The organism is Dickeya undicola, assembly GCF_000784735.1.
GTDB classification, from domain to species: domain Bacteria; phylum Pseudomonadota; class Gammaproteobacteria; order Enterobacterales; family Enterobacteriaceae; genus Dickeya; species Dickeya undicola.
The window spans coordinates 210,139-236,210 of record NZ_JSYG01000032.1 but is presented as its reverse complement, the minus strand read 5'-3'; the positions used below and the strand labels follow the sequence as shown (position 1 = coordinate 236,210).

23 protein-coding genes are annotated in these 26,072 nt (G+C 54.9%); 16 read left to right on the top strand and 7 right to left on the bottom strand.

From position 1 onward, the window contains the following. Positions 1–46 precede the first annotated feature (46 nt). The 4 genes from OB87_RS15080 to proY all read left to right on the top strand — a co-directional run bounded on the left by OB87_RS15080 (position 47) and on the right by proY (position 5,538). Positions 47–1,021 carry a PstS family phosphate ABC transporter substrate-binding protein gene (locus tag OB87_RS15080; protein WP_033570231.1) on the top strand — a complete coding sequence of 325 codons (975 nt, stop codon included), beginning with the start codon at positions 47–49 and terminating at the stop codon, positions 1,019–1,021. Positions 1,022–1,252: 231 nt separating this feature from the next. Beyond that, positions 1,253–2,359 carry a cobalamin-independent methionine synthase II family protein gene (locus OB87_RS15075; protein WP_033570230.1) on the top strand — a complete coding sequence of 369 codons (1,107 nt, stop codon included), beginning with the start codon at positions 1,253–1,255 and terminating at the stop codon, positions 2,357–2,359. Positions 2,360–2,787: 428 nt separating this feature from the next. Continuing rightward, on the top strand, positions 2,788–4,107 hold the full coding sequence (gene brnQ, locus OB87_RS15070) for a branched-chain amino acid transport system II carrier protein (RefSeq protein ID WP_033570229.1): 1,320 nt from the start codon (positions 2,788–2,790) through the stop codon (positions 4,105–4,107). A 78-nt stretch (positions 4,108–4,185) separates the two neighbouring features. Next, positions 4,186–5,538 (top strand): proline-specific permease ProY, encoded by a 1,353-nt coding sequence (gene proY, locus OB87_RS15065; protein WP_033570228.1) that lies wholly within the window; start codon positions 4,186–4,188, stop codon positions 5,536–5,538. Positions 5,539–5,631: 93 nt separating this feature from the next. Here the strand turns inward: proY and OB87_RS15060 are convergent, their stop codons facing one another. Together OB87_RS15060 and OB87_RS15055 are read right to left on the bottom strand one after the other, a co-directional pair. Further along, positions 5,632–6,234: a peroxiredoxin C gene (locus OB87_RS15060; protein ID WP_033570227.1), complete on the bottom strand. Its 603-nt coding sequence runs from the start codon at positions 6,232–6,234 to the stop codon at positions 5,632–5,634. A gap of 177 nt (positions 6,235–6,411) precedes the next feature. Continuing rightward, positions 6,412–7,017, bottom strand: a complete 606-nt coding sequence (locus tag OB87_RS15055) for an ACP phosphodiesterase (protein WP_033570226.1) — start codon at positions 7,015–7,017, stop codon at positions 6,412–6,414. 160 nt (positions 7,018–7,177) lie between these two features. On the opposite strand from OB87_RS15055, the gene queA reads away from it, so the two are divergent. The 5 genes from queA to secF all read left to right on the top strand — a co-directional run bounded on the left by queA (position 7,178) and on the right by secF (position 12,812). Continuing rightward, the gene (gene queA / locus OB87_RS15050) at positions 7,178–8,245 is read left to right on the top strand and encodes a tRNA preQ1(34) S-adenosylmethionine ribosyltransferase-isomerase QueA (RefSeq protein ID WP_033570225.1); all 1,068 of its coding nucleotides are present in this window, start codon (positions 7,178–7,180) and stop codon (positions 8,243–8,245) included. Between the two features lie 96 nt (positions 8,246–8,341). After that, the gene (gene tgt, locus OB87_RS15045) at positions 8,342–9,505 is read left to right on the top strand and encodes a tRNA guanosine(34) transglycosylase Tgt (protein ID WP_033570224.1); all 1,164 of its coding nucleotides are present in this window, start codon (positions 8,342–8,344) and stop codon (positions 9,503–9,505) included. Between the two features lie 113 nt (positions 9,506–9,618). Beyond that, the gene (gene yajC, locus OB87_RS15040; RefSeq protein ID WP_012770768.1) at positions 9,619–9,954 is read left to right on the top strand and encodes a preprotein translocase subunit YajC; all 336 of its coding nucleotides are present in this window, start codon (positions 9,619–9,621) and stop codon (positions 9,952–9,954) included. Positions 9,955–9,982: 28 nt separating this feature from the next. Next, positions 9,983–11,830: a protein translocase subunit SecD gene (secD, locus tag OB87_RS15035; RefSeq protein ID WP_072025486.1), complete on the top strand. Its 1,848-nt coding sequence runs from the start codon at positions 9,983–9,985 to the stop codon at positions 11,828–11,830. 10 nt (positions 11,831–11,840) lie between these two features. Then, positions 11,841–12,812, top strand: a complete 972-nt coding sequence (gene secF, locus OB87_RS15030) for a protein translocase subunit SecF (protein ID WP_033570222.1) — start codon at positions 11,841–11,843, stop codon at positions 12,810–12,812. An 85-nt stretch (positions 12,813–12,897) separates the two neighbouring features. Here the strand turns inward: secF and OB87_RS15025 are convergent, their stop codons facing one another. Both OB87_RS15025 and mgtA read right to left on the bottom strand, forming a co-directional pair. Continuing rightward, on the bottom strand, positions 12,898–13,458 hold the full coding sequence (locus tag OB87_RS15025; RefSeq protein ID WP_033570221.1) for a SadB/YajI family lipoprotein: 561 nt from the start codon (positions 13,456–13,458) through the stop codon (positions 12,898–12,900). A gap of 316 nt (positions 13,459–13,774) precedes the next feature. Then, positions 13,775–16,486: a magnesium-translocating P-type ATPase gene (mgtA, locus tag OB87_RS15020; protein ID WP_033570220.1), complete on the bottom strand. Its 2,712-nt coding sequence runs from the start codon at positions 16,484–16,486 to the stop codon at positions 13,775–13,777. 472 nt (positions 16,487–16,958) lie between these two features. On the opposite strand from mgtA, the gene nrdR reads away from it, so the two are divergent. From nrdR to pgpA, 6 genes are all read left to right on the top strand, one after another. Further along, positions 16,959–17,408 (top strand): transcriptional regulator NrdR, encoded by a 450-nt coding sequence (gene nrdR / locus OB87_RS15015; protein WP_033570219.1) that lies wholly within the window; start codon positions 16,959–16,961, stop codon positions 17,406–17,408. Between the two features lie 64 nt (positions 17,409–17,472). Then, the gene (ribD, locus tag OB87_RS15010) at positions 17,473–18,585 is read left to right on the top strand and encodes a bifunctional diaminohydroxyphosphoribosylaminopyrimidine deaminase/5-amino-6-(5-phosphoribosylamino)uracil reductase RibD (protein WP_033570218.1); all 1,113 of its coding nucleotides are present in this window, start codon (positions 17,473–17,475) and stop codon (positions 18,583–18,585) included. Between the two features lie 120 nt (positions 18,586–18,705). Next, the gene (ribH, locus tag OB87_RS15005) at positions 18,706–19,179 is read left to right on the top strand and encodes a 6,7-dimethyl-8-ribityllumazine synthase (RefSeq protein ID WP_016941767.1); all 474 of its coding nucleotides are present in this window, start codon (positions 18,706–18,708) and stop codon (positions 19,177–19,179) included. A 22-nt stretch (positions 19,180–19,201) separates the two neighbouring features. Further along, positions 19,202–19,621 (top strand): transcription antitermination factor NusB, encoded by a 420-nt coding sequence (gene nusB / locus OB87_RS15000; RefSeq protein ID WP_033570217.1) that lies wholly within the window; start codon positions 19,202–19,204, stop codon positions 19,619–19,621. A gap of 60 nt (positions 19,622–19,681) precedes the next feature. Beyond that, positions 19,682–20,656 carry a thiamine-phosphate kinase gene (gene thiL, locus OB87_RS14995; RefSeq protein WP_033570216.1) on the top strand — a complete coding sequence of 325 codons (975 nt, stop codon included), beginning with the start codon at positions 19,682–19,684 and terminating at the stop codon, positions 20,654–20,656. Continuing rightward, on the top strand, positions 20,637–21,155 hold the full coding sequence (gene pgpA / locus OB87_RS14990) for a phosphatidylglycerophosphatase A (RefSeq protein WP_033570215.1): 519 nt from the start codon (positions 20,637–20,639) through the stop codon (positions 21,153–21,155). Before thiL ends, pgpA begins: the two co-directional genes overlap by 20 nt. Before the next feature lie 90 nt (positions 21,156–21,245). On the opposite strand, the gene dxs is transcribed toward pgpA, so the two are convergent. Genes dxs through xseB form a run of 3 tightly spaced genes read right to left on the bottom strand, consistent with a single transcriptional unit; the run spans position 21,246 to position 24,297 of the window. Beyond that, positions 21,246–23,108, bottom strand: coding sequence for a 1-deoxy-D-xylulose-5-phosphate synthase (gene dxs, locus OB87_RS14985; RefSeq protein WP_033570214.1), 1,863 nt, complete (start codon positions 23,106–23,108; stop codon positions 21,246–21,248). Between the two features lie 32 nt (positions 23,109–23,140). After that, a complete protein-coding gene (gene ispA, locus OB87_RS14980; protein ID WP_033570213.1) occupies positions 23,141–24,052 on the bottom strand; it encodes a (2E,6E)-farnesyl diphosphate synthase in 912 nt (303 codons plus the stop codon). Beyond that, positions 24,049–24,297, bottom strand: coding sequence for an exodeoxyribonuclease VII small subunit (gene xseB, locus OB87_RS14975; RefSeq protein ID WP_033570212.1), 249 nt, complete (start codon positions 24,295–24,297; stop codon positions 24,049–24,051). Before xseB ends, ispA begins: the two co-directional genes overlap by 4 nt. A gap of 266 nt (positions 24,298–24,563) precedes the next feature. On the opposite strand from xseB, the gene thiI reads away from it, so the two are divergent. Continuing rightward, complete coding sequence (gene thiI, locus OB87_RS14970; protein WP_033570211.1) at positions 24,564–26,012, top strand: tRNA uracil 4-sulfurtransferase ThiI; 1,449 nt, start codon at positions 24,564–24,566, stop codon at positions 26,010–26,012. Positions 26,013–26,072 lie beyond the last annotated feature (60 nt).

Below are 26,072 nucleotides of genomic sequence, written 5' to 3'. Positions count from 1 at the left end.
TGCCGAAAATAGCCGGTTCTTGCCTCTCACCCGACGGAAACTGCCCATGATATCCACCCGCTGCCTGCTTGCCTTGCTGTTGTGCCTGTTCGGTCAGGCCACCGCCGCGCCACAGGCCATGCTGGCGGGTAATTTGTCCAGTGCGGGTTCCGACACGCTGGCGAATCTGATGACCTTCTGGGCGGCGGATTTCAGCCAGCATTACCCCGGCGTTAACCTGCAGATTCAGGCGGCGGGTTCGTCGTCGGCACCGACGGCGCTGGCAGCCGGGGCGGCGCAGCTGGGGCCGATGAGTCGGCCGATGAAGAGCAGCGAAATCGAAGCATTCGCACAGCATTATGGCTATGCGCCGACCGCGGTGCCGGTGGCGCTGGACGCGCTGGTGGTGCTGGTCAATCAGGACAACCCGGTTAGCGGGCTGACGGTGCGCCAGCTTGACGCCATCTTTTCTGTGACTCGCCGCTGTGGTGCTGGAAAACCGGTACAACGCTGGCAGGAGTTGGGGTTACGTGGCGTGTGGCAACAGCGAGCGTTGTTGCGTTATGGGCGTAATTCAGCCTCTGGCACCTATGGTTTCTTCAAGCAACAGGCGTTGTGCGGCGGTGATTTTCTGCCACAGGTCAATGAGTTGCCCGGTTCCGCCTCGGTGGTGCAGGCGGTGGCGGCATCGGTCAACGCCATCGGTTACGCCAGCATCGGTTTTCGCGCCAGCGGGGTACGGGTGTTGCCGCTGGCGGCCAGCGACAAAGACGATTACGTGTTACCGACCGCCGACACCATCCGCAGTGGGCGTTATCCCTACACGCGCTATCTCTATATCTACGTCAATAAAGCGCCCGGAAAACCGCTGGAGCCGCTAACCGCCGCGTTTCTGGAACGCGTGCTATCCGCGCCGGGGCAGGCGTTGGTCAGCCAGGATGGTTACCTACCCTTGCCGGAACGGGTGCGTGAACAAACCAGACAATCACTCGGTCTTGATGACATGACGCCTGCCTCAACGAGTACTTCTGCAATAAATTGATGATGAAGATGAATTTATTTCATGTGTCGTGAAAATTCCTCCATTGTCGTTGAGAAAAATGCGTGACAGGATAGTTTTACTTCTAGCCGTCTGGATGGCTATAAAATTCATTGGCGAAATTATTTCTATTAAAAACTATTTCTACTGAAAACTCATTCATCTAAAAATTGACTTGTCTGAATCCAAGCGCCTGAAATCGGCTATTTGGGGTCAGAAGTGCAGGAGCTAAACATGACACAAGCCCTTCCTCCGTTCCGTGCCGATGTGGTCGGCAGTTTATTGCGTCCGGCTGCCATCAAGCAGGCGCGTTTGCAGTTTCAGGCCGGTGAGATTGATGCTGCCGCATTGCGCCACGTTGAAGATCAGGAAATTCAGCGTGCGGTGGAGTTACAGCGCGCCGCGGGTCTGCAACTGGTGACCGACGGCGAGTTTCGTCGCGCCTGGTGGCACTTTGACTTCTTTGACAACCTGAATGGCGTAGAACGTTATGAAGCGGAGCAGGGCATTCAGTTTAACGGCGTGCAGACCAAAGCCCGCGGTGTAAAAGTGACCGGTAAGGTCAGCTTTAATCCGCAACACCCGATGCTGGACGATTTCCGTTTCCTCAAAAGCGTGGCCGGTGACGCCGTTGCTAAAATGACCATTCCCAGCCCGAGCGTGCTGCATTTCCGTGGTGGCCGTAGTGTCATTGACAGTACCGTTTATCCGGATCTGGCCGACTACTTCGACGATCTGGCGCAGACCTGGCATGATGCTATCCATGCGTTTTATGGCGCGGGCTGCCGTTATCTGCAACTGGACGATACGGTGTGGGCGTATCTGTGCTCTGAAGACCAGAAGCGTCAGATCCGCGAGCGTGGTGATGATCCTGATTATCTGCGTCGTACTTATGCGCAGGTGCTGAACAAGGCACTGGAAGGCAAGCCGGCCGATTTGGTCGTGGGTCTGCATGTTTGCCGCGGTAACTTCCGCTCTACCTGGATTTCCGAAGGCGGCTATGAGCCGGTGGCGGAAACCCTGTTTGGCGACGTGAAGGTGGATGCATTTTTCCTCGAATATGATACGGAACGGGCGGGCGGGTTCGAACCGTTGCGTTTCATCAAGCCGGGCCACCAGAAAGTGGTACTGGGCCTGATTACCACCAAGACCGGGGCGCTGGAAAATGCGGACGATGTGCAGAAGCGCATTGCCGAAGCGACGCAATATATTGCGTTGGACCAGTTGTGCTTAAGCCCGCAGTGTGGCTTTGCTTCTACCGAAGAGGGCAACACGCTGTCGGAAGCGCAGCAGTGGGACAAACTGAAGCTGGTGGTGGATATCGCCAAACGCGTCTGGTAAGCACATCTACCGCAAGCCAATATACTTTTTTATAACGCCGATGCTTAATATCGGCGTTTTTTATTTCTATAAGTTTTCAATATGGATAATCATTGCTCACTGTTGCAATTATGAGCTTATGTTTCGCGCTGAAAACTGTTTTGATGCACAAATCATGTATAGTTTGTTCGGTAAAATACAATTTGAGATGCTGGGTTTGTGTTTAATATTAGATTAATGTTCTGGTTTACCGATCGCGTATTGCCTTTTATCGCTATAAACGTTTTACTTAGCCCCCATTAACGCTGTGCAATAATTCCTCACATCCATAATCCTGCACATCGCACGGACGTCTCGCTTTTGGCGTGCGTCGCTTTAGCGCTCGGTTTCTGCCGGCAACACCATTTTTTACAGGCAACAACACTTTTACAGGCAACAACAACATACATATGAGTCATCGTTTAACTTCCAAAGATATCGTGGCATTAGGCTTTATGACTTTTGCCCTGTTTGTCGGCGCCGGAAACATCATTTTCCCGCCGATGGTCGGTCAGCAGGCGGGTGAACACGTGTGGATCGCCGCGCTCGGTTTCCTGATAACGGCCGTGGGCCTGCCGGTGCTGACGGTCATTGCGCTGGCCCGCGTGGGTGGTGGCATTGATTCGCTGAGCCACCCGATTGGCAAAAAAGCTGGCGTGCTGTTGGCAACGGTTTGCTATCTGGCGGTCGGGCCGCTGTTCGCCACGCCGCGTACCGCTACGGTATCGTTCGAAGTCGGCATCGCACCATTGGTGGGTGAAGGCGCATCGCCGCTGTTGATTTACAGCCTGATTTACTTCGCCATTGTGATTGCGATTTCGCTCTATCCCGGCCGTTTGCTGGATACCGTTGGACATATTCTGGCTCCGGTAAAAATCATCGCGCTGACTGTGTTGGGTATCGCCGCGTTGTTGTGGCCTGCCGGTTCACCAGCACCGACCGCTGAAGCTTACCAACAGGTGCCGTTCTCCAGTGGTTTCGTGAATGGCTACCTGACCATGGACACGCTGGGTGCGTTGGTGTTTGGCATTGTGATTGTCAATGCTGCCCATTCACGCGGCATCAATGATGCAGCGCTGTTGACTCGCTACACCATTCTGGCTGGGTTGATCGCAGGTTTGGGGCTGACGCTGGTTTACCTGAGCCTGTTCCACCTCGGTTCTTTCAGCGGTTCGCTGGTGCCGAACGCGCAGAATGGTGCTGAGATCCTGCACGCTTATGTGCAGTACACCTTCGGTAATATGGGTAGTAGCTTCCTGGCCTTGCTGATTTTTATCGCCTGTATGGTGACCGCAGTAGGTCTGACCTGCGCCTGCGCCGAATTCTTTGCTCAGTATCTGCCGTTGTCCTACCGCACGCTGGTATTTGTGCTGGGGCTGTTTTCGATGGTGGTGTCCAACCTGGGGCTGAGTCACCTGATTCAGTTGTCAGTGCCGGTGCTGACCGCCATCTATCCGCCGTGCATTGTGCTGGTGCTGTTGAGCTTCACGCTCCGCTGGTGGAATAACAGCACTCATGTCATCGCGCCGGTGATGCTGGTCAGTCTGCTGTTCGGCCTGGTTGACGGCATTAAATCGTCCGCTTTTCAGCCGTTGCTGCCGGGGTGGGTGCAGAGCCTGCCGATGAGCGAGCAAGGGCTGGCCTGGCTACCGCCGTCATTGATCATTCTGCTGGTGGTAGCGATTTATGACCGCATCACCGGTCGTCAGGAAGTCACCGCACATTCCTGAGTACGGTTTGACGGATGTTTTTTCACCACAGGCATTTGCCTGTGGTTTTTTCGTTTGTAAAGACAGGGTTGCTTATTTATGGAACAACAATCCAGACTCAAGCGCGGCTTAAGTACGCGGCATATTCGTTTTATCGCGCTGGGCTCTGCCATCGGCACCGGGCTGTTTTATGGTTCGGCCAGTGCTATTCAGATGGCAGGCCCTAGTGTGTTGCTGGCGTATCTGATTGGCGGTGTGTTTGCCTATATCATTATGCGCGCGCTGGGCGAGATGTCCGTCAGCAACCCGCAAGCCAGTTCTTTTTCCCGCTATGCTCGCGATTACCTCGGCCCGTTGGCTGGTTACATTACTGGCTGGACCTACTGTTTTGAAATGCTGATTGTGGCGATTGCCGACGTTACCGCCTTCGGTATCTACATGGGCGTTTGGTTTCCGGCGGTGCCGCATTGGATCTGGGTGTTGAGCGTGGTGCTGATCATCGGTGCCATCAACCTGATGAACGTTAAAGTGTTTGGTGAACTGGAGTTCTGGCTGTCGTTCTTCAAGGTCGCCACCATTGTGGTGATGATCGTGGCCGGGATCGGTATCATCATCTGGGGGATCGGCAACGGCGGCGAGCCAACCGGTATTCACAATTTATGGACCAATGGCGGTTTCTTCAGCAACGGCATAATGGGGATGATTCTGTCATTGCAGATGGTGATGTTTGCCTATGGTGGTGTAGAGATTATCGGGATCACCGCTGGTGAAGCCAAAGAGCCGCATAAGTCCATTCCGCGTGCCATCAACTCAGTGCCCTGGCGTATTCTGGTGTTTTATGTCGGCACCCTGTTCGTGATCATGTCGATTTATCCGTGGAATCAGGTAGGGACCAGCGGTAGCCCGTTTGTACTGACCTTCCAGCACATGGGTATCACGGCGGCGGCCGGTATCCTTAATTTCGTGGTGATTACCGCTTCGCTCTCCGCTATCAACAGTGACGTGTTCGGCGTCGGCCGTATGTTGCACGGCATGGCGGAGCAGGGACATGCGCCGCAGGTGTTCAGCCGTCTATCACGGCGCGGCACGCCCTGGGTTACGGTGGTGGTGATGGTGCTGGCGCTATTAGTCGCGGTGTACCTCAACTACATCATGCCGGAGAAGGTATTTCTGGTGATCGCTTCGCTGGCGACCTTCGCTACGGTCTGGGTGTGGATCATGATTCTGTGCTCACAAATTGCCTTTCGTCGCAAACTGAGCCGTGAGCAGGCCAAAGCACTGGCATTTCCGTTGCCGGGCGGTGCGGCGACCGCGATGGTGGGCATTGTGTTCCTGGTGTTTATCATTGGCCTGATTGGCTACTTTCCGGATACCCGCATTGCGCTGTATGCCGGTATGGTGTGGATTGCACTGCTGCTGGTGAGTTACGCGCTTCGTCGACGCCGTAGCTGAGCGTATTGACCTGCATGGCCCACCGCCGGATGGTGGGCATAAAAAAGCCAGCGGACGAAGCCGCTGGCTGATGACTGATACCGGATGTGCCGATTACAGATTGTTGGCGTTTTCTTTCAGGTATTTTGCAACGCCGTCCGGAGACGCGCCCATACCCGCTTTGCCTTTTTCCCACTGAGCCGGGCACACTTCGCCGTGCTCTTCGTGGAACTGCAGCGCGTCAACCATACGCACCATTTCATCGATGTTACGACCCAGCGGCAGATCGTTCACCACCTGGTGACGCACGATGCCGTTTTTGTCGATCAGGAAAGAACCGCGCAGTGCTACACCGGCTTCCGGATGTTCGATACCGTAAGCTTTCTGGATTTCACGCTTGATATCAGCAACCATCGCGTATTTCACTGCGCCGATACCGCCGTTTTCGACTGGGGTGTTACGCCAGGCGTTGTGCACGAATTCAGAGTCAAAAGACACACCAACCACTTCAACACCACGCTTCTTGAACTCTTCGTAGCGGTGATCGAACGCGATCAGCTCGGAAGGGCATACAAAGGTGAAGTCCATCGGCCAGAAGAAGATCACAGCCGGTTTACCGTTGATGTGCTTTTTCAGATTGAAATTCTCAACGATTTCCCCACTTCCCAGTACGGCAGCGGCAGTGAAGTCGGGGGCAGGACGAGTTACCAGGACCATAATTACTCCTGTAAATAGCTGTTAATGATAGGTGAATGTAATAAACGCCGTAAGTATAGGTACAGCCTGCCGGTGAATAAAGCGAAAGCGACCAATCAATAAGATAGCTTTTGTCTATCGAATCAATTGATAATTCTTTTCACTGACAAATGAACAGCCTGCGTGCTGTTCCTCGCGTTACTGTGCGGCGTCAGCCGGGCCATCAAGCTGACCTGTTTTTGCCATATGCATCATACGAGGATAGAACTGCCAGAATAATGTTTCAAATTGATGGTAGTGACGCTCAATATCGCCGAATGATCCAGAAAGCGCTGCCAGCTTCGGTCGACGTACCGACATGCGGTGCAATACGTCGGCGATAAACGGCAGTTCGGCGTAACGTTCCAGCCAGCGTTCCGGCCACAGATAATGATTCAGGTTGCGAAAGCGCTCCGGACTATCAGCCAGATGGGGGGCGATCTGCTGCTCTGCATGAGCGACGAAGCGTGGTAGCGGTATCGCCGGTTCCAGCGTTGACCAACTGCGCGCCAGAAAGTGATCCCACAGTACATCCAGCGTGATTGGCGCAACCCGGCGATAGTCGGTACTGAAATGGCGGCAGGCGGTACGCACTTCCGGCAGGCTGTCGGTCAACACGTCGACACGACGGTGCAGACGGATACCGGCGACGATATCGGGTGAGTAAAGGTTGTCGGGGTTGCCGCGCACGAAATCCGCCATCAGATTTCCGGTCAGCGAGCTTTGGGCCAGCGTGGCGAGATGCAGATGTGCAAGAAAATTCATGGCGTCGGTGCGGTCCCTGAAAGGTAAAGCGGTGTAATCAATGCGGCAAGTATAGAGGAAGGCGACGCGCTGTCCCGCTTATTTCTTGCAGCCGGTCCCGACGGGCTCTAGACTAGGCCGCTTCTTGTGTTCCACTGTGTCGAAAATTAAGTGAATGGTCATGCGTGTTGCCGATTTTTCGTTTGAATTGCCTGAGTCTCTGATTGCCCGTTATCCGCAGGCAAAACGCAGCGGTTGCCGTCTGTTGTCGCTGGATGGCCCCACAGGCGCGCTCGCGCACGGCGTCTTTACCGATCTGCTCGATAAATTACAGCCGGGCGATCTGCTGGTGTTCAACAATACCCGGGTGATTCCGGCGCGCCTGTTCGGACGTAAGGCCAGCGGCGGCAAGCTGGAAGTGCTGGTGGAAAGAATGCTGGATGACCAGCGTGTGCTGGCGCATGTCCGTGCATCCAAGGCACCAAAACCTGGCACTGAACTGCTGCTCGGCGAAGATGAGAGCGTGAAAGCCACCATGCTGGAACGTCATGACGCGTTGTTCGAAATTCGCTTTGACGATACACGTGATGTATTGACCATTCTCAATGACATCGGGCACATGCCGTTGCCACCCTATATTGACCGCCCGGATGACGCGGCGGACCGCGAATTGTACCAGACGGTATATAGCCAGCGCCCCGGCGCGGTGGCGGCACCGACCGCCGGTTTGCATTTCGATGAACCGCTACTGGCTGCGCTGAAGGAAAAAGGCGTGGAAATGGCCTTCGTTACTCTGCATGTTGGTGCCGGTACATTCCAGCCGGTGCGGGTGGAATCCATCGAAGATCACATCATGCACGCCGAGTATGCCGAGGTGCCACAGGCGATGGTGGATGCGGTGTTAGCCTGCAAGGCGCGCGGCAATCGCGTTATTGCGGTCGGCACGACCTCGGTTCGTTCGCTGGAGAGCGCGGCGCAGGCCAGTACTGGAGAGGTTATCGCACCATTTTTCGGCGATACCCGTATCTTTATCTATCCTGGTTATCACTACCGGGTGGTGGATGCGCTGGTAACCAATTTCCATCTGCCGGAATCGACGCTGATTATGCTGGTTTCCGCCTTTGCTGGTTACCACCACACCATGACCGCCTACCGGCAGGCAGTCGCGGAGCAATACCGCTTTTTCAGTTACGGAGATGCGATGTTCATCACCCGTAATCCATCGGCGGAACAGGAGCAGGTGGGATAATCCGCCGTCGATTCATTTTCATGTTTCATACCGCAGGCCAGGTTCTGTGGGTATATCAATAACGTCATCAGACTGTTTTCTGATGCTGGAGGCTAAGTGAAGTACGAACTGTTGCAAACGGATGGTCGCGCGCGTCGCGGTCGTCTGGTTTTTGAACGTGGTATGGTAGAAACCCCGGCGTTTATGCCGGTCGGCACCTACGGCACCGTTAAAGGAATGACGCCGGAAGAAGTGAAAGACACCGGCGCTCAGATCATTCTGGGCAATACTTTCCATCTGTGGCTGCGTCCGGGTCAGGAAATTATGAAGCGGCACGGTGATCTGCATGATTTCATGCAATGGCACGGCCCTATTCTGACCGACTCTGGTGGTTTTCAGGTCTTTAGTCTGGGTGATATCCGCAAGATCACCGAGGAAGGCGTACACTTCCGCAACCCGATTAACGGTGACGCTATTTTCCTTAGCCCGGAAAAATCGATGGAAATTCAGTACGATCTCGGTTCCGATATCGTGATGATTTTCGACGAGTGTACCCCTTATCCGGCAGACTGGGATTACGCCAAACGGTCGATGGAAATGTCGCTGCGTTGGGCGAAGCGCAGTCGTCAGCGTTTTGATGAATTAAGCAACAAAAACGCGTTGTTCGGCATCGTTCAGGGGAGTGTTTACGAAGATTTACGTGATGTGTCGGTAAAAGGGCTGGTGGACATCGGCTTTGATGGTTACGCTGTGGGCGGCCTTGCGGTCGGCGAGCCGAAGGCCGATATGCACCGCATTCTGGAACATGTCTGCCCGCAATTGCCGACGGATAAACCTCGCTATTTGATGGGGGTAGGTAAACCGGAAGATTTGGTGGAAGGCGTTCGCCGTGGCATCGACATGTTTGACTGCGTGATGCCAACCCGCAACGCCCGTAACGGTCATCTGTTCGTTACGGATGGTGTGGTCAAGATCCGTAATGCCAAACACAAAGATGACACCGGGCCGTTGGATGAGCACTGTGATTGCTACACGTGTCGCAATTATAGCCGCGCCTACTTGCACCATCTGGACCGTTGTAACGAAATACTGGGCGCGCGCCTCAATACCATCCACAACCTGCGCTATTATCAGCGCCTGATGGCAGGTTTACGCCAGGCTATCGAGGACGGTAGATTAGAGAGTTTTGTGACCGAATTTTACCAGCGTATTGGTAAACCGGTTCCGCCGGTGGTCGACAACGCCGCGAGAAATGACCATGAAGGTCATGCGCCGCAATAAGCATGTTTGCATGGCATGAAGGTTTACCGATCGCTTTTCATGTTGATGATTTTGCGTTTTGATAACTTTTCGTATTGATAACTGTTGTTTTGATAACTAAAGAGGACATTTAAATGAGTTTTTTCATTTCTGACGCAGTGGCAGCAACCGCAGGTGCTCCTGCTCAGGGAAGCCCGTACTCTCTGGTGATTATGCTGGCCGTGTTCGGTCTGATTTTTTACTTCATGATCCTGCGCCCTCAGCAAAAACGTGCCAAGGAACACAAAAAATTGATGGATTCGATCAGCAAAGGTGACGAAGTGCTGACCAACGGTGGTCTGGTGGGCCGTGTGACTAAAGTGGCTGATAACGGATTTATCACCATCGCCTTGAACGATACCAACGAAGTCGTGATCAAGCGTGACTACGTGACGTCCGTGCTGCCGAAGGGTACGATGAAGGCCCTGTAATTTTTCGACTTTCCCGAAGGGAACTACCGTGTTAAACCGCTATCCTCTGTGGAAGTACCTGATGCTGATCGTGACGATCGTCGTTGGTCTGCTCTACGCACTTCCTAACCTGTATGGTGAGGATCCGGCAATTCAGGTCACTGGTGCGCGAGGAACCGCCGCCAGTGAATCTACGCTGGTCCAGATCCAGAATGTTTTGAAAGAACAAAATATCGCCAGCAAGTCTATCGCGCTGGAAAACGGTGCTATTCTCGCGCGCTTCTCTACGCCGGACATACAGCTTCATGCTCGTGAAGTTCTGGTGAATGCGCTGGGCGAGAAATATGTGGTTGCGCTCAACCTGGCACCCGCTACCCCAACCTGGCTGAGAATGCTGGGGGCGGAACCGATGAAACTGGGTCTTGACCTGCGTGGCGGCGTGCACTTCCTGATGGAGGTGGATATGGACACCGCATTAGGCAAGTTACAAGAGCAGACGATGGATTCCCTGCGCAGCGATCTGCGCGAGAAAGGCATCCAGTATGCTTCTGTTCGCAAGTCAGACAATTATGGTGTGGACATTCTGTTCCGTGACAGCCAATCGCGTGATGATGCGGTCAATTATCTGACGACCCGCCATCGTGATCTGGTGATCAACGCCAGCGGCAGCGATACGCTGCGTGCGGTCATGAGCGATGCTCGTCTGCGCGAAGCCCGCGAATATGCGGTGCAGCAGAACATCAACATCCTGCGTAATCGCGTCAACCAGCTCGGTGTAGCCGAACCACTGGTGCAGCGTCAAGGCGCTGACCGTATCGTGGTGGAACTGCCGGGGATTCAGGATACCGCGCGCGCCAAAGAAATTCTGGGTGCGACTGCTACGCTGGAGTTCCGTCTGGTCAACAGCAATGTTGATCCTGCTGCACTCGCTAGTGGCCGCGTGCCGGGCGATACCGAAGTGAAGAACATGCGTGACGGCGGGCCGATAGCGCTGTACAAACGTGTGATTCTGACCGGCGATCATATTACCGACTCTACCTCCGGTAGCGATGAATACAACCGTCCGCAGGTGAATATCTCGCTGGACAGTGCCGGTGGTAACATGATGTCCAGCGTCACCAAGGTCAATATCGGCAAGCCGATGGCGACTCTGTTTGTGGAGTATAAGGACAGCGGTAAGAAGGATGCCAACGGTCGTGCGATTCTGGAAAAACAGGAAGAGGTGATTAACGTTGCCACTATCCAGTCTCCTTTGGGCAACAGCTTCCGTATTACTGGTATCGACAACCCGAATGAAGCTCGTCAATTGTCGCTGCTGCTGCGTGCCGGTGCGCTGATTGCACCGATTCAGATCGTAGAAGAACGTACCATTGGTCCAACCCTCGGGATGCAGAACATCACCCAGGGGCTGGAGGCTTGTCTGGCTGGTCTGGCTGTATCGATCCTGTTCATGATCTTCTTCTACAAGAAGTTCGGCATGATTGCGACCTCCGCTCTGTTGTCGAACCTGGTGCTGGTGGTCGGCATTATGTCACTGTTGCCGGGCGCTACGCTGACGATGCCGGGTATCGCGGGTATCGTGTTGACCCTCGCGGTAGCCGTGGACGCCAACGTACTGATTAATGAGCGTATTAAAGAAGAGCTGAGCAACGGACGTAGCATTCAGCAGGCGATTGACGAAGGCTACCGGGGCGCATTTAGCTCCATCTTCGATGCCAACGTCACGACGCTGATTAAAGTCATTATTCTGTATGCGATCGGTACTGGCTCGATTAAGGGATTTGCGATTACGACCGGTATCGGTGTGGCGACGTCCATGTTTACTGCGATCGTGGGTACTCGTGCCATCGTAAACCTGCTGTACGGCGGCAAACGCATCAAAAAGCTGTCTATCTGAGGAGTGCGTTGTGGCACAGGAATATACTGTTGAACAATTGAACTACGGCCGTAAAGTGTATGACTTTATGCGCTGGGACTACTGGGCTTTCGGTTTGTCCGGTCTGTTGTTGATCCTGTCTATCGTCGTGATGGGCGTGCGCGGCTTCAACTGGGGGCTGGATTTTACTGGCGGTACAGTTATCGAGATTTCGCTGGAAAAAGCTGCGGATCTGGAGCAGATGCGTGGTGCGCTGGAGAAAGCCGGTTTTGCCGACCCATTGGTGCAGAACTTTGGCAGTAGCCGTGACATCATGGTGCGTATGCCGCCTGCCCACGGTGAAACTGGCGGCCAGGAGCTGGGTAGCAAGGTAGTCAGTGTTATCAACGAAGCAACCAGCCAGAATGCGATGGTTAAACGTATTGAGTTTGTCGGCCCGAGCGTGGGTGCGGATCTGGCTCAGACGGGTGCGATGGCGTTGCTGGCGGCGTTAATCTGTATTTTGATTTACGTTGGCTTTCGTTTCGAATGGCGTTTGGCTGCCGGGGTGGTTATTGCGTTGGCGCACGATGTGATCATCACCATGGGAGTATTGTCGCTGTTCGATATTGAAATCGATCTGACTATTGTGGCGTCGCTGATGTCGGTCATCGGTTATTCGCTGAACGATAGCATCGTGGTGTCTGACCGTATTCGTGAAAACTTCCGTAAGATCCGTCGTGGAACGCCTTATGAAATTTTCAACGTGTCGTTGACCCAAACGTTGCACCGAACCTTGATTACCTCGGGAACAACCCTGGTGGTTATCCTGATGTTGTACCTGTTCGGTGGCGCGATGCTGAAAGGGTTCTCGCTGACGATGTTGATTGGTGTGGCCATCGGTACGGTGTCTTCTATCTATGTGGCGTCTGCTCTGGCACTTAAGTTGGGTATGAAGCGTGAGCACATGCTGGTGCAGAAAGTAGAAAAAGAAGGCGCGGATCAACCGTCGCTGCTGCCTTAATCGCTTTTATCACTAGAAACTGCAATAAAAACCCTGCCATTTGGCAGGGTTTTTTTATGGTTGGCGCTGGGGGGATTCAGGGCTGTCACTGACTCGGTTCGTTGCGGCGCAGCGTAGAGTCTGCCGCCACATCATGCACACGCACGAAACCAAGTTGCTCCGGTGTCAGGCCGGAAAGCCGCACCTCGACCGTGATCTCCGAGACAGGTGTGGCTGCTGGTGGGATAGTCAGTAACTGAGTCTGCGTATCGCCGGTTAACGGTTTACCGCTAACTGGGTCAAGTGCTCCCCAGTCAAGTTGCGCGCGGAAGGCCGGTAACGTCAGTGTATTCATGGTGCGGATAGTCAGTAAGGCACGCGTGCCGTTGGCTTCCGGTTCAACCTTGCTGAGTTCCAGACTTAACTTGCCGATGCTGCTGTCGAGTAATGCCCGATTGTAAGCGGCAGGCAGCAAATAAACGCCGGAGGTGGAATTGGCGTTTAACGTATTTTGCTGTTCCAGCGCGACGGCCCGGTTGGTGAGGTCGCGTAGTTGCTGATTGATCTGACCAAGTTCGTTCTGGACGCGGGTGGTTTGCGGCTGCGCACACCCAGCGAGCAGTACCATGATGGATAACATCGGGATAACGCGGCGGTGAAAAGTCATATGCTGTTTCTCCCTAAGCCCGTGGCGGGTCATTTCATTATTCGATTTAATATCAGTGTATACCCAAAATAATTCGAGTTGCGGGACAACACGCTGGCGTGTTGAACAGCGCAACGCGTTAGCCCTTTAGGGCGAGGCCCATGAAATGAGCCGAGTAACGCAGCCAACGCACCTGCAACTTGAAGTATGACGGGTATAGACGTGATTTGTTGTTGCTTATAGTGAATGACTTTTTGGGAAAAAAGTAAGCAGAACAGGCTGAATCAAGAGAGGAAAATCAGGGCGCAGCGGTAATCAGCCGCCGCGCCGGTTGCTGCTATTGCCAGCCGTAGCGACGGGCAAAGAAACCTTTCATCGCCTGAGTGAGCAGCAGATAGCCGCTCAGGATCGCCAGCAGCCACGGGAAATAGCTCAATGGCAGTGCCTGCAATTGTAAGAAGCCAGCCAACGGTGAGTACACCAGCCCGATGCCGGTCGCCATGATCAACAATGTCATCACCATCACCGGCCAGGATGGACGGCTCTGGATGAACGGGATGCGGCGGGTGCGGATCATGTGCACAATCAGTGTTTGCGACAACAACCCTTCAATAAACCAGCCGGACTGGAACAGCGTCTGAGAGTCCAGTGTATTGGCGTGGAAGAACCACCACATCAGCGAGAACGTCAGCACGTCGAAAATAGAGCTGATCGGGCCGAAGAACACCATAAAACGCCCGAGATCGCTGGCATTCCAGCGCTGCGGTTTTTTGACCTGCTCCTCATCCACATTGTCGAATGGGATGGCGACCTGCGAAATATCGTACATCAGGTTCTGGATCAACAGATGTAATGGCAGCATCGGTAGAAACGGCAGGAAAGCGCTGGCGATCAGCACGCTAAAGACGTTGCCGAAGTTGGAACTGGCGGTCATCTTGATGTATTTCAACATGTTGACGAAGGTGCGTCGACCTTCGATGACACCTTCTTCCAGCACCATCAGGCTTTTTTCCAGCAGGATAATATCCGCCGCTTCGCGGGCGATATCCACCGCAGAGTCCACCGAAATACCGATATCCGCTGCCCGCAGTGCTGGGGCATCATTGATACCGTCGCCCATGAACCCGACCACATGGCCTTCAGAACGCAGCAGACGCACAATCCGTTCTTTGTGCAGTGGTGTCAGGCGGGCAAACAGCGTGGTGTCGCGGGCTGCGTGTGCCAGTTGCTCGTCGCTTAATGCGTCAACATCGCGGCCGGTTAGGATACCGGTCAGTTCAATATCCACTTCACGGCATACCTTAGCGGCGACCAGCTCACTATCGCCGGTGAGAATTTTTACCGTCACGCCGTTGTTTTTCAACGCCTTCAACGCCGGTGCCGTGCTCTCTTTGGGGGGATCGAGAAAAGCGATGTAACCTTCCAGAATCAGGTCGGATTCATCCACCCGACTGTAATCCTGACGATCGGCGGGCATCACTTTGCTGGCGACGGCCACGACCCGCAACCCTTGGCGGTTAAGCTCATCCGTTAGATGGCGGATGCGTGACAACAGCGGCGCATCCAGAGGTAAGCGTTGCTCGTTATGACGTACCCAAGCGCAGGCACTAAGGGTTTCCTCCAGCGCACCCTTGCAAATCAGCAGGTGTTCATTACGGTTATCGGCTACCACCACCGACATGCGACGACGCTCAAAATCAAACGGAATTTCGTCCACTTTGCGCCAGCAAGACAGCTCTGCTTGTTGTTCCTGCGGAGGGATCCCTTCCAGCACCGCCTGATCCAGCAAATTGCGCAATCCAGTCTGGTAGGCGCTATTCAGCCAGGCGTAGCGCAATACCTGCTGGCTGGCGTTGCCAAACGCGTCGGTATGGCACTCCAGCACAATTTTATCCTGCGTTAACGTGCCGGTTTTATCGGTGCAGAGAATGTCCATGGCACCGAAGTTTTGGATGGCATCCAGCCGCTTGACGATCACTTTTTGGCGTGACAGCTTGACGGCACCCTTAGCCAGCGTCGAGGTGACGATCATCGGCAGCATTTCCGGTGTCAGGCCGACAGCGACCGACAGCGCGAACAGCGCGGCTTCCCACCAGTCGCCTTTGGTGTAGCCATTGATAAGCAGCACAATCGGTGTCATCACCAGCATGAAGCGGATAAGTAACCAACTGACACGGCTGATACCCTGCTGAAATGCATTTTCTTCGCCAGGTTGCTGCACGACGCGCCCAGCCAATTGACCAAACCAGGTATTGCCGCCGGTGGCAATCACCATCGCCAGTGCTGTGCCACTGACTACGTTGGTGCCCATAAAACAGAGCGTGTCGCATTCCAGCGCTGCGGCCTGCTCGCTCTGGCGGCTATTCGCTACTTTTTCCACCGGCAGCGATTCACCGGTCAGCGATGCCTGGCTAATGAACAGATCACGGGCCTGAAGAATGCGCAGATCCGCCGGGATCATGTCGCCCGCCGCCAGTTTGACGATATCGCCCGGCACCAGTTGATCCAACGGGATATCCTGATAATCGCTGTAATTGCTCTGGGCACCGGGACGGAGTACCGTCACCTTATTGCTGACCATCGCTTTCAGGGCGTCGGCAGCTTTGCCGGAACGCGCTTCCTGAATGAAATTAAGCAAGGTGGAAATCATCACCATGAGTGCGATGACCAGCGCGGCGGTCAGGTCTTCCGTGGCGTAAGAAATCAGGCCCAGCAATGTCAACAGCAGGTTGAACGGGTTACGATAGCAACGCCACAAGTGTCGCCACCAGGGTGCAGCCTGCTCGCCGGGGATCCGGTTATCGCCGTGGCACGCTCGTGCCTGTGCAGCTTCAGTCGGCAGTAACCCTTCCGGATGACTATTGAATTCCTGATACAAGCTGGTTTCGTCAAGGTGAGCCAGCCGCAGACAGCGTGTTGCCATCGCGTCGCTCATGGCCTGGCTGACGGTTGCTTTTCCGTCCGGCATCGGGGCTCGCTGGAACAAGCGGCGTGGTAAATGATGGCCGAGCTGTGAGAGCCATTGCTGTGTGAGTCGAATTAAACGCATACCAAATCTCCCTGCCGCAGCCAGAAGAGGGCCGCAGCCTGATAACACGCAGAAGCAATCCGCTCGCGTGTGGCTTATAACGCAATCAGCAGGGACGATCGGGGGCGTCGCTGCCTTGCCTGTAGTAACCGGCAAGGCAGCGTAAAAGCTGTCTTACCGGTGAATGACGCGCTGTCCTGGATGAGGATTAGGGTCTGGTCCCATTGAGGGCTCTCCGGTAGTGAAATAATGGGAAACCCGGTGCGGTTTCCGTTTGATAGTCTGACTATGCTAAACGGTAGTGGGTAATCCACGTGTCGTTTGCAAACAGCATAACCAGAATGCGGCATTACTTTAGCGTAAGCCACTTCAATCGAACCTAAACCGTAGTGAGATTGATAGGGAGAAAAAACGCGTCGTGTCGGGATTTGGGTTACAGACGAAATTCGGGGTAAACTAGGTCAAGTTTATAAGGCTATGGTCTGGAAACGTTATGCATTGTCCTTTTTGTGCCGCAGTAGATACCAAAGTGATTGATTCTCGTCTGGTGGGCGAAGGTTCTCAGGTTCGTCGTCGTCGGCAGTGCCTGGTGTGCAACGAGCGCTTCACTACCTTTGAAGTGGCGGAACTGGTGATGCCGCGTGTCATCAAGAGCAATGATGTACGTGAGCCGTTCAATGAGGACAAATTGCGCAGCGGTATGTTGAAGGCGCTGGAGAAACGCCCGGTCAGCTCTGACGACGTAGAAATGGCTATCAATCACATTAAATCCCAACTGCGCGCGACCGGCGAGCGGGAAGTGACCGCCAAAATGGTGGGCAACCTGGTGATGGATGCATTGAGAAAGCTCGACAAGGTGGCTTACATCCGTTTTGCGTCGGTATACCGCAGTTTCGAGGATATCCGCGAATTTGGCGAAGAAATTGCCCGTCTGCAGGATTAACAGCGCGTCTGTTTTTACGCACCGCGCGCTCCCTATCGGTTTCTAAATCCAGGATAAGCACCGGATGGCTACACAGTCTGATGAATTTTACATGGCCCGCGCGCTGGAGCTTGCTCGCCGCGGCCGCTTTACAACGGCACCAAACCCTAACGTCGGGTGTGTGATTGTCAGAGATGATGCGATCGTAGGGGAGGGGTATCACCAGAAAGCGGGTGAACCTCATGCCGAAGTCCATGCGTTGCGTATGGCGGGTGACAAAGCGCGTGGTGCTACCGCGTATGTAACGCTTGAGCCGTGCAGTCATCATGGCCGCACACCGCCGTGCGCTGATGCGCTAATCGCGGCGGGGGTGTCGCGGGTAGTGGCGGCGATGCAGGACCCAAATCCGCAGGTGGCTGGTCGCGGTTTGCACCGGTTGCAACAGGCCGGTATCGAAGTACAGCACAGTGTATTGATGGATCAAGCGGAAAAAATTAACCGGGGTTTTCTAAAACGGATGCGCACCGGTTTTCCTTACGTGCAGCTTAAACTTGGCGCTTCGCTGGATGGCCGGACTGCGATGGCGTCTGGTGAAAGTCAGTGGATCACGTCGCCACAGTCTCGTCAGGATGTGCAGCGTTTCCGGGCGCAGAGTTCGGCGATCCTCAGCAGTAGCGCCACCGTGCTGGCAGATAACCCGTCGCTGACCGTGCGTTGGTCTGAGCTGGATGCGGATACCCAGCGGCTTTACCCTGAAAGTGCCGTGCGCCAGCCAGTGCGCGTCATTGTCGACAGCCAGTCTCGGGTGACCCCGCAGCATCGTCTGGTCAGCCAGCCGGGGCAAACCTGGTTAGCGCGTCCGCGTCAGGATGGTCAGTCATGGCCGGATGGCGTGGAGCAGTTGGATATGCCGCTGCATGGCGGTGGCATTGATCTGGTTGCCCTGATGATGTCGCTGGGCAAACGCCAGATCAATACGGTGTGGGTAGAGGCGGGCCCTCGCTTGGCCGGTGCCTTGTTGCAGGCAGGTGTAGTGGATGAGTTGATCGTCTATCTTGCTCCCCGTTTACTGGGGGATGCGGCTCGGCCACTGTGTGTGTTGCCGGGGCTGGAACAGCTGTCGCAGGCACCTGCGTTTGCGATGACGGACCTCTGTCAGGTGGGGCCGGATATCCGTCTGACACTGAAACCGCAATAACACGTCTTTGTGCGAGTTATGCGATGCATATCCACCACTGGGTCAAAAGCGGATACGCGCCCGGAAGAATATGATAGAATCCGCCCCCCTGCGGGGTCGTAAAACAGTCAAAGGAAAGCTATGAACATTATTGAAGGTGTTGTTGCCGCTCCGAATGCCCGCGTGGCGATTGCTATTGCCCGTTTCAATCACTTCATCAATGACAGCCTGCTGGAAGGTGCACTGGATGCGCTTAAGCGTATTGGTCAGGTGAAAGAAGAAAACGTCACCGTCGTGTGGGTGCCGGGTGCCTATGAATTACCGCTGACCGTGCGTGCGCTGGCTAACAGCCAGAAATATGACGCCGTCGTGGCGCTGGGTACGGTGATCCGTGGTGGAACCGCGCATTTTGAATTTGTTGCCGGTGAATGCAGTTCCGGTCTGTCTCACGTCGCGATGAACAGCGACATTCCGGTCGCCTTCGGTGTGCTGACTACGGAAAGTATCGAGCAGGCCATTGAGCGCGCCGGCACCAAAGCGGGGAACAAAGGGGCGGAAGCCGCTCTGACCGCGCTTGAAATGATCAATGTATTACACTCAATCAAGTCAGCCTGATTTATTTTGTAAGGGGTATTCCGTGAAACCTGCTGCTCGTCGCCGCGCTCGTGAATGTGCGGTTCAAGCGCTTTATTCCTGGCAGTTGTCCAAAAATGATATTGCCGATGTTGAACTCCAGTTCCTGAGCGAGCAGGATGTCAAAGGTGTGGACATCGCCTATTTCCGCGAGTTGCTGGCGGGCGTTGCCACCCAGGCGGAAAAGCTGGATGCCCAGATGGCACCGTACCTTTCCCGTCAGTTGGACGAACTCGGGCAGGTGGAAAGAGCCATTCTGCGTCTGGCGGTGTTTGAGCTCAGCAAACGCGAGGATGTGCCTTACAAGGTTGCCATCAACGAAGCGATTGAGCTGGCCAAAGTGTTTGGCGCCGAAGACAGCCACAAGTTCGTGAACGGTGTGCTGGACAAAGCCGGGCCTCACCTGCGGCCGGGTAAAAAATAAGTCAGTCAGGGCCGGTTTTCCGGCCTTGGTTTTTTTAGGTTACCACGATCTGGAAAGATTATGGCTCAAGGTGAGTTTGATGTGATTGCCCGCTATTTCAACCGGGTGGGCTATTCACGACGGGATGTAGAACTGGGGATCGGCGATGACTGCGCCCTGCTGAACATTCCGGACAAACAGTTGCTGGCGGTCAGTACGGACACGCTGGTATCCGGTATTCATTTTCTGCCCGACATCGACCCGGCCGATCTGGCGTACAAATCTCTGGCGGTCAATCTGAGCGATCTGGCTGCAATGGGAGCCGACCCCGCTTTTGTCTCGCTGGCGTTGACCTTGCCGGAAATCGACGCTGACTGGCTGGCCGCTTACAGCGACAGCCTGTTTGAACAGCTTTCCTACTACGATATGCAACTGATTGGCGGCGACACTACGCGTGGGCCGCTCAGCATGACGTTAACTATTCAGGGGTTGGTGCCGTCAGGTCGAGCGCTGAAACGTAGCGGAGCGCGTATCGGCGACTGGATTTATGTTACCGGAACGCTGGGCGACAGCGCTGCGGGTTTGGCTATTTTGCAGGACCGGCTACAGGTGCCCGACGCCGATGCGCGTCAATGGCTGTTGCAGCGCCATTTGCGCCCTCAGCCGCGTATTCTGCACGGGCAGGCGTTGCGCGATCTAGCCAGTGCAGCTATCGACCTGTCTGATGGGCTGGCGTCTGATTTGGGGCATATTCTTAAGGCCAGCGATTGCGGTGCGCGCATCAATCTGGAGGCGCTGCCGTATTCTAGCGCGTTGCAACAGCATGACGACCCGGAGCAAACGATGCGATGGGCGCTCGGCGGCGGCGAAGATTATGAACTGTGCTTTACCGTACCTGAGCTGAACCGGGGGGCGCTGGAGGTGGCGATCGGCCATCTGGGTGCTCGCTATACCTGCATCGGTCAGATCGGGCCTGCTTCTGAAGGGCTAAGCTTCTTCCGTTCAGGGCAACCGGTGACCGTTAATTTGAAAGGGTATGACCATTTTGGCGCATGAAAACAAAGGCTCGCTGGTTGCCAAAAGTCGCCTGCGGATGAGTAATCCGTGGCATTTGCTGGCGACCGGATTCGGCAGCGGCCTGTCGCCGTGGATGCCTGGCACGGCGGGCTCGCTGGCGGCCATCCCAGTGTGGTATCTGCTGATGCTGTTGCCGTTGCAGCTCTATTCGCTACTGGTGATGCTCAGTATCTGTATTGGCGTTTATCTGTGTCATCGCACCGCGAAAGACATGGGCGTGCATGATCACGGCAGCATCGTCTGGGACGAATTTGTCGGGATGTGGATCACCCTGATGGCCGTGCCGTCGACCCACTGGGGATGGGTGGTCGCTGGGTTTGTCATTTTCCGGGTTCTGGACATTTTCAAACCCTGGCCGATTCGCTGGTTTGATCGCAACGTGCATGGCGGTATGGGTATCATGGTCGACGATATTGTCGCCGGGGTGATTTCAGCCGCGGTTTTGTATGTGGCCGGGCACTATGTGATAGTGCGGTGATATAGCGGTTGTACGCACCAGCACTGCTCTTGTTACTACAAAAAAACCGGGATAATCCCGGTTTTTTTTGTAACCAGCGATTGGCCTCTGTCAAGCTAGCCAGTCGCGGATACGACGCTCAATGCCTGCCGCGTCCAGCGCCAGGTCGGCACGGATTTCGGCCTGAGTCCCTTGCGGTACGAAGATATCAGGTAAGCCGAGGTTGAGCACCGGCACTGCCAGGCGCTTCGCCATCAGATATTCGTTCACGCCGCTACCGGCCCCCCCCATAATGGCGTTTTCTTCCAGCGTGACCAGCACGTCATGGCTGGCGGCCAGCGAGGCTATCAGCGCCTCATCCAGCGGTTTGACGAATCGCATATCTACCAGCGTGGCGTTAAGCGCTTCCGCTGCCTGTTGCGCTTCCGGCAGCAAGGTGCCGAAATTCAGAATAGCGACTTTCTCCCCCTGACGTTTCATCACACCTTTGCCAAGCGGCAGGATTTCCAGAGGAGTGAGTGCTACGCCTGGGACATTGCCACGCGGATAGCGCACCGCACACGGCCCCTGCTGATAGTGGTAGCCGGTATGCAGCATCAGTCGGCACTCATTTTCGTCGCTGGGCGTCATGATCACCATCTGAGGGATGCAGCGCAGGAACGAAAGATCAAACGCGCCCTGATGGGTCTGACCGTCGGCACCGACGATGCCACCGCGATCGATAGCGAACAGTACTGGCAGGTTCTGAATAGCGACATCATGAATTACCTGGTCATAAGCGCGTTGCAGAAAGGTAGAGTAAATCGCTACTACCGGGCGATAACCGCCGATCGCCAGCCCGGCGGCAAAGGTCACCGCATGTTGCTCGGCGATGGCGACGTCGAAGTATTGCTGCGGATATTCGCGTGAAAACGACACCATGCCGGAGCCTTCGCGCATGGCTGGGGTAATCGCCATTAAGCGGTTGTCGGTGGCGGCGGTTTCTTTCAGCCATTGGCCGAAAACAGCGGAGTAGGTCGGCAGTGCTTCTTTGCTTTTCGGTAACGTCCCACTGGCCGGATCGAATTTCGGCACGGCGTGCCAACTGATCGGGTCTTGTTCGGCTGGGGCATAACCTTTGCCTTTCTTGGTCATAATATGCAGCAACTGCGGGCCTTTCAGGCTGCGCATATTTTTCAGCGTCTGGACCAGCGACTGCACATCATGCCCATCCACCGGGCCGATATAGTTGAATCCCAGCTCTTCAAACAGCGTACCCGGCACCACCATACCTTTCAGGTGCTCTTCAGTGCGTTTGACCAGCTCCTTGATGGGCGGCAGGCCGGACAGCACTTTCTTACCCCCTTCGCGCAGGGTGGAATAGAGCTTGCCAGACAGCAATTGTGCCAGGTGATTGTTCAATGCGCCGACGTTTTCGGAAATCGACATTTCATTGTCGTTCAGCACCACCAGCATGTCTGGCTTGATATCACCGGCATGGTTCATGGCTTCAAACGCCATACCGGCGGTAATGGCACCATCACCAATCACGCAGACGGTGCGGCGACCTTGTCCTTCACGTTCGGCGGCCACGGCCATACCGATACCCGCGCTGATGGATGTTGAGGAATGGCCGACGCTCAGCACGTCGTACTCGCTCTCACCACGCCAGGGAAATGGATGCAAGCCACCCTTCTGACGGATGGTGGCGATGCGATCGCGTCGTTCGGTCAGGATTTTGTGAGGATAGGCCTGGTGGCCCACATCCCACACCAGATGGTCGAACGGGGTGTTATAGACGTAATGCAATGCCACGGTCAGCTCGACCGTACCCAGACCCGAGGCAAAATGCCCGCTTGAGCGGCTGACGCTATCCAGCAGGTACTGTCGTAGCTCGTCGCACAATTTGGGCAGACTTTCCCTTGGCAGCAGGCGCAGTTCCTCGGGGTTTTCCACCAGCGCCAGCGTGGGGTATTTCGCGATATCAAAGGTCATCGGATACTCATCAAGCGATATTGATATTAAAATTATTTATCACGTTCAACGACGTAGTTCGCCAGTGCCTGTAGTGGGGCAATGGCGGCGGGGTTGTCCAGTGTTTCTTCCAGTTCAGTTAGTGCCGTAAGGGATTCCTGGCACAGCTCCTGAGCTTTGATTTTGGCTTGCTCAAGTCCCAGCAATGCCGGATAGGTGCTTTTACCCAGTTGCTGGTCGGCACCCTGGCGTTTGCCGGTGGTGGCGCTGTCACCGATCACATCAAGAATATCGTCTTGCACCTGAAAGGCCAGCCCGACAGCGTTGGCGTAGCGGTCGAGGCAAGGCAGGGCGAGGCGTCCGCGTTCACCGGCGGCCAGCGCGCCCAAGCGTACCGAGGCCCGAATCAGTGCACCGGTTTTATGCCGGTGGATGCGCTCCAGTGCCAGCAGGTCGACTTGATGGCCTTCCGCTTCCAGATCCAATGCTTGACCACCGCACATGCCCGCGACACCGCTGGCTCTGGCCAGTTCTGAAATCATCGCTAACCGATCACGGTCACTGACTTGTGGCATCGGTGCGTCTGCCAGAATGGAAAACGCTAGCGTCTGTAAGGCGTCGCCCGCCAGAATCGCCTTGTCCTCGCCGAATCTGACATGACAGGTGGGCTGGCCGCGCCGCAGGTCGTCGTCATCCATGGCCGGTAAATCATCGTGAATCAGAGAATAGGCATGAATACATTCAACGGCGGCGGCTGGTGCATCAAGGTTATCCTGCGAGATGCCGAACAACTGGCCGGTGGTGTAGACCAGAAAAGGACGTAGACGTTTCCCTCCCAACAGTGCGCCATACGACATTGCATCGACCAGTGGACTACTCTGAAAAGGCAGGGTGGAAATAAACTGGTTGAGTGTGGCGTTGATGCGTTGATGGTGAGCTGTGAGCTGCTTGAGAAAATCTGTCATAACGACTCATTATCCGGTGTAAAAGGTGTCAGGGCCGCATCGGGATCGTCATTTAGCAGAATCTGAACGCGCTGTTCGGCTTGCTGCAGTTTCAATTGCCCCTGACGGGCAAGCTGGACACCCTGCTCAAAGGCGCTTAGCGCCTCTTCCAGCGGCAGTTCGCCCGATTCCAGACGCGACACGATCTGCTCCAGTTCGGCGAGCGAGCTTTCAAAGCTGACGGGTTGTTCAGTTTTTTTCGGCATATTCGTTTCCGGATCTTGTTTATACGCGCCTGTCGGCGCTGACGCTACCGGATTGTCACGGCAAGCGCCTCAATGGTGCGCAATTATGCGCTTAATCCACGCAGCTTACCGCAATATGGTGGTATACTCCGCGCCCTGGATGCTATTGGTAACGCCACCCGAACCAGGATGGTGTTACCGATAACGTAATTTTAACGCTCAGGTTACCTGCGTTTTATCCGCGTACCTGTGCTTGACGCCTTCAGAACCAACTAACGATAGCCGCCATGAAGTTTATCATTAAATTGTTCCCGGAAATCACCATCAAGAGCCAATCTGTGCGATTGCGCTTTATAAAAATTCTTACCGGTAACATCCGTAACGTTTTAAAACAGTATGATGAAACGCTGGCGGTTGTCCGTCACTGGGATCATATCGACGTTCGTGCCAAAGACGAAAGCCAACGTATAGCAATACGTGATGCGCTGACGCGTATCCCTGGCATTCACCATATTCTTGAGGTGGAAGAGTGTGATTACACCGATGTCCACCATATTTTTGAACAAACGCTGACCACCTACCGCGAGCAACTGGAGGGTAAAACCTTCTGCGTGCGGGTGAAGCGCCGTGGCAAGCACGATTTCAGTTCTCAGGACGTAGAGCGCTACGTCGGTGGTGGTCTGAATCAGCATATCGAGAGTGCGCGCGTTAATCTGACCGCTCCGCAGGTCACGGTGCATCTGGAAATCGAGCAGGATCGTCTGTTGCTGATTAAAGGGCGCTACGAAGGGATCGGCGGTTTTCCGATTGGCACGCAGGAAGATGTCCTGTCGCTGATTTCCGGCGGGTTTGACTCCGGTGTTTCCAGCTACATGTTGATGCGTCGTGGTTGCCGGGTGCATTACTGTTTCTTCAATCTGGGCGGTGCCGCGCATGAAATCGGTGTGCGTCAGGTCGCGCATTACCTGTGGAACCGTTTCGGCAGTTCACACCGGGTACGTTTTGTCGCCATCGATTTCGAACCGGTGGTCGGTGAAATCCTGGAGAAGGTGGATGACGGCCAGATGGGCGTGGTACTCAAACGTATGATGGTGCGGGCGGCGTCGCGCGTAGCTGAACGCTATGGTGTGCAGGCACTGGTAACCGGTGAAGCGCTGGGCCAGGTATCCAGCCAGACGCTGACCAACCTGCGTCTGATTGATAACGCCTCGGATACGTTGATCCTGCGTCCGCTGATTTCTCACGACAAAGAGCACATTATCCGCATGGCGCGTGAACTTGGCACCGAGGATTTCGCCAAAACCATGCCTGAATACTGCGGCGTGATTTCCAAAAGCCCGACGGTAAAAGCGGTGAAGGCTAAAATCGAGCATGAAGAAAGCCTGTTCGATTTCTCGATCCTTGAACGGGTGGTGGAGGAAGCGCGTAATATCGACATCCGTGATATTGCCGAACAAACCCGGCAGGATGTGACCGAAGTGGAAACGGTTGGTGCGTTTGCCGCAAGCGATATTCTGCTGGATATTCGTTCGCCGGATGAGCAAGATGAGCGTCCACTGGCGCTGGAACAGGTAGAGGTAAAATCGCTGCCGTTCTATAAATTAGGGACGCAGTTCGGCGATTTGGATCAGAGCAAAACCTATCTGTTGTATTGCGAGCGCGGGGTGATGAGCCGTTTGCAGGCGCTGTACCTGCGCGAACAAGGGTTCAACAACGTTAAAGTGTATCGCCCCTGACAGACTGTTTATGACGTAAACCAGAAAAAAGCGCCTAACCCGGCGCTTTTTTTGTCTCTG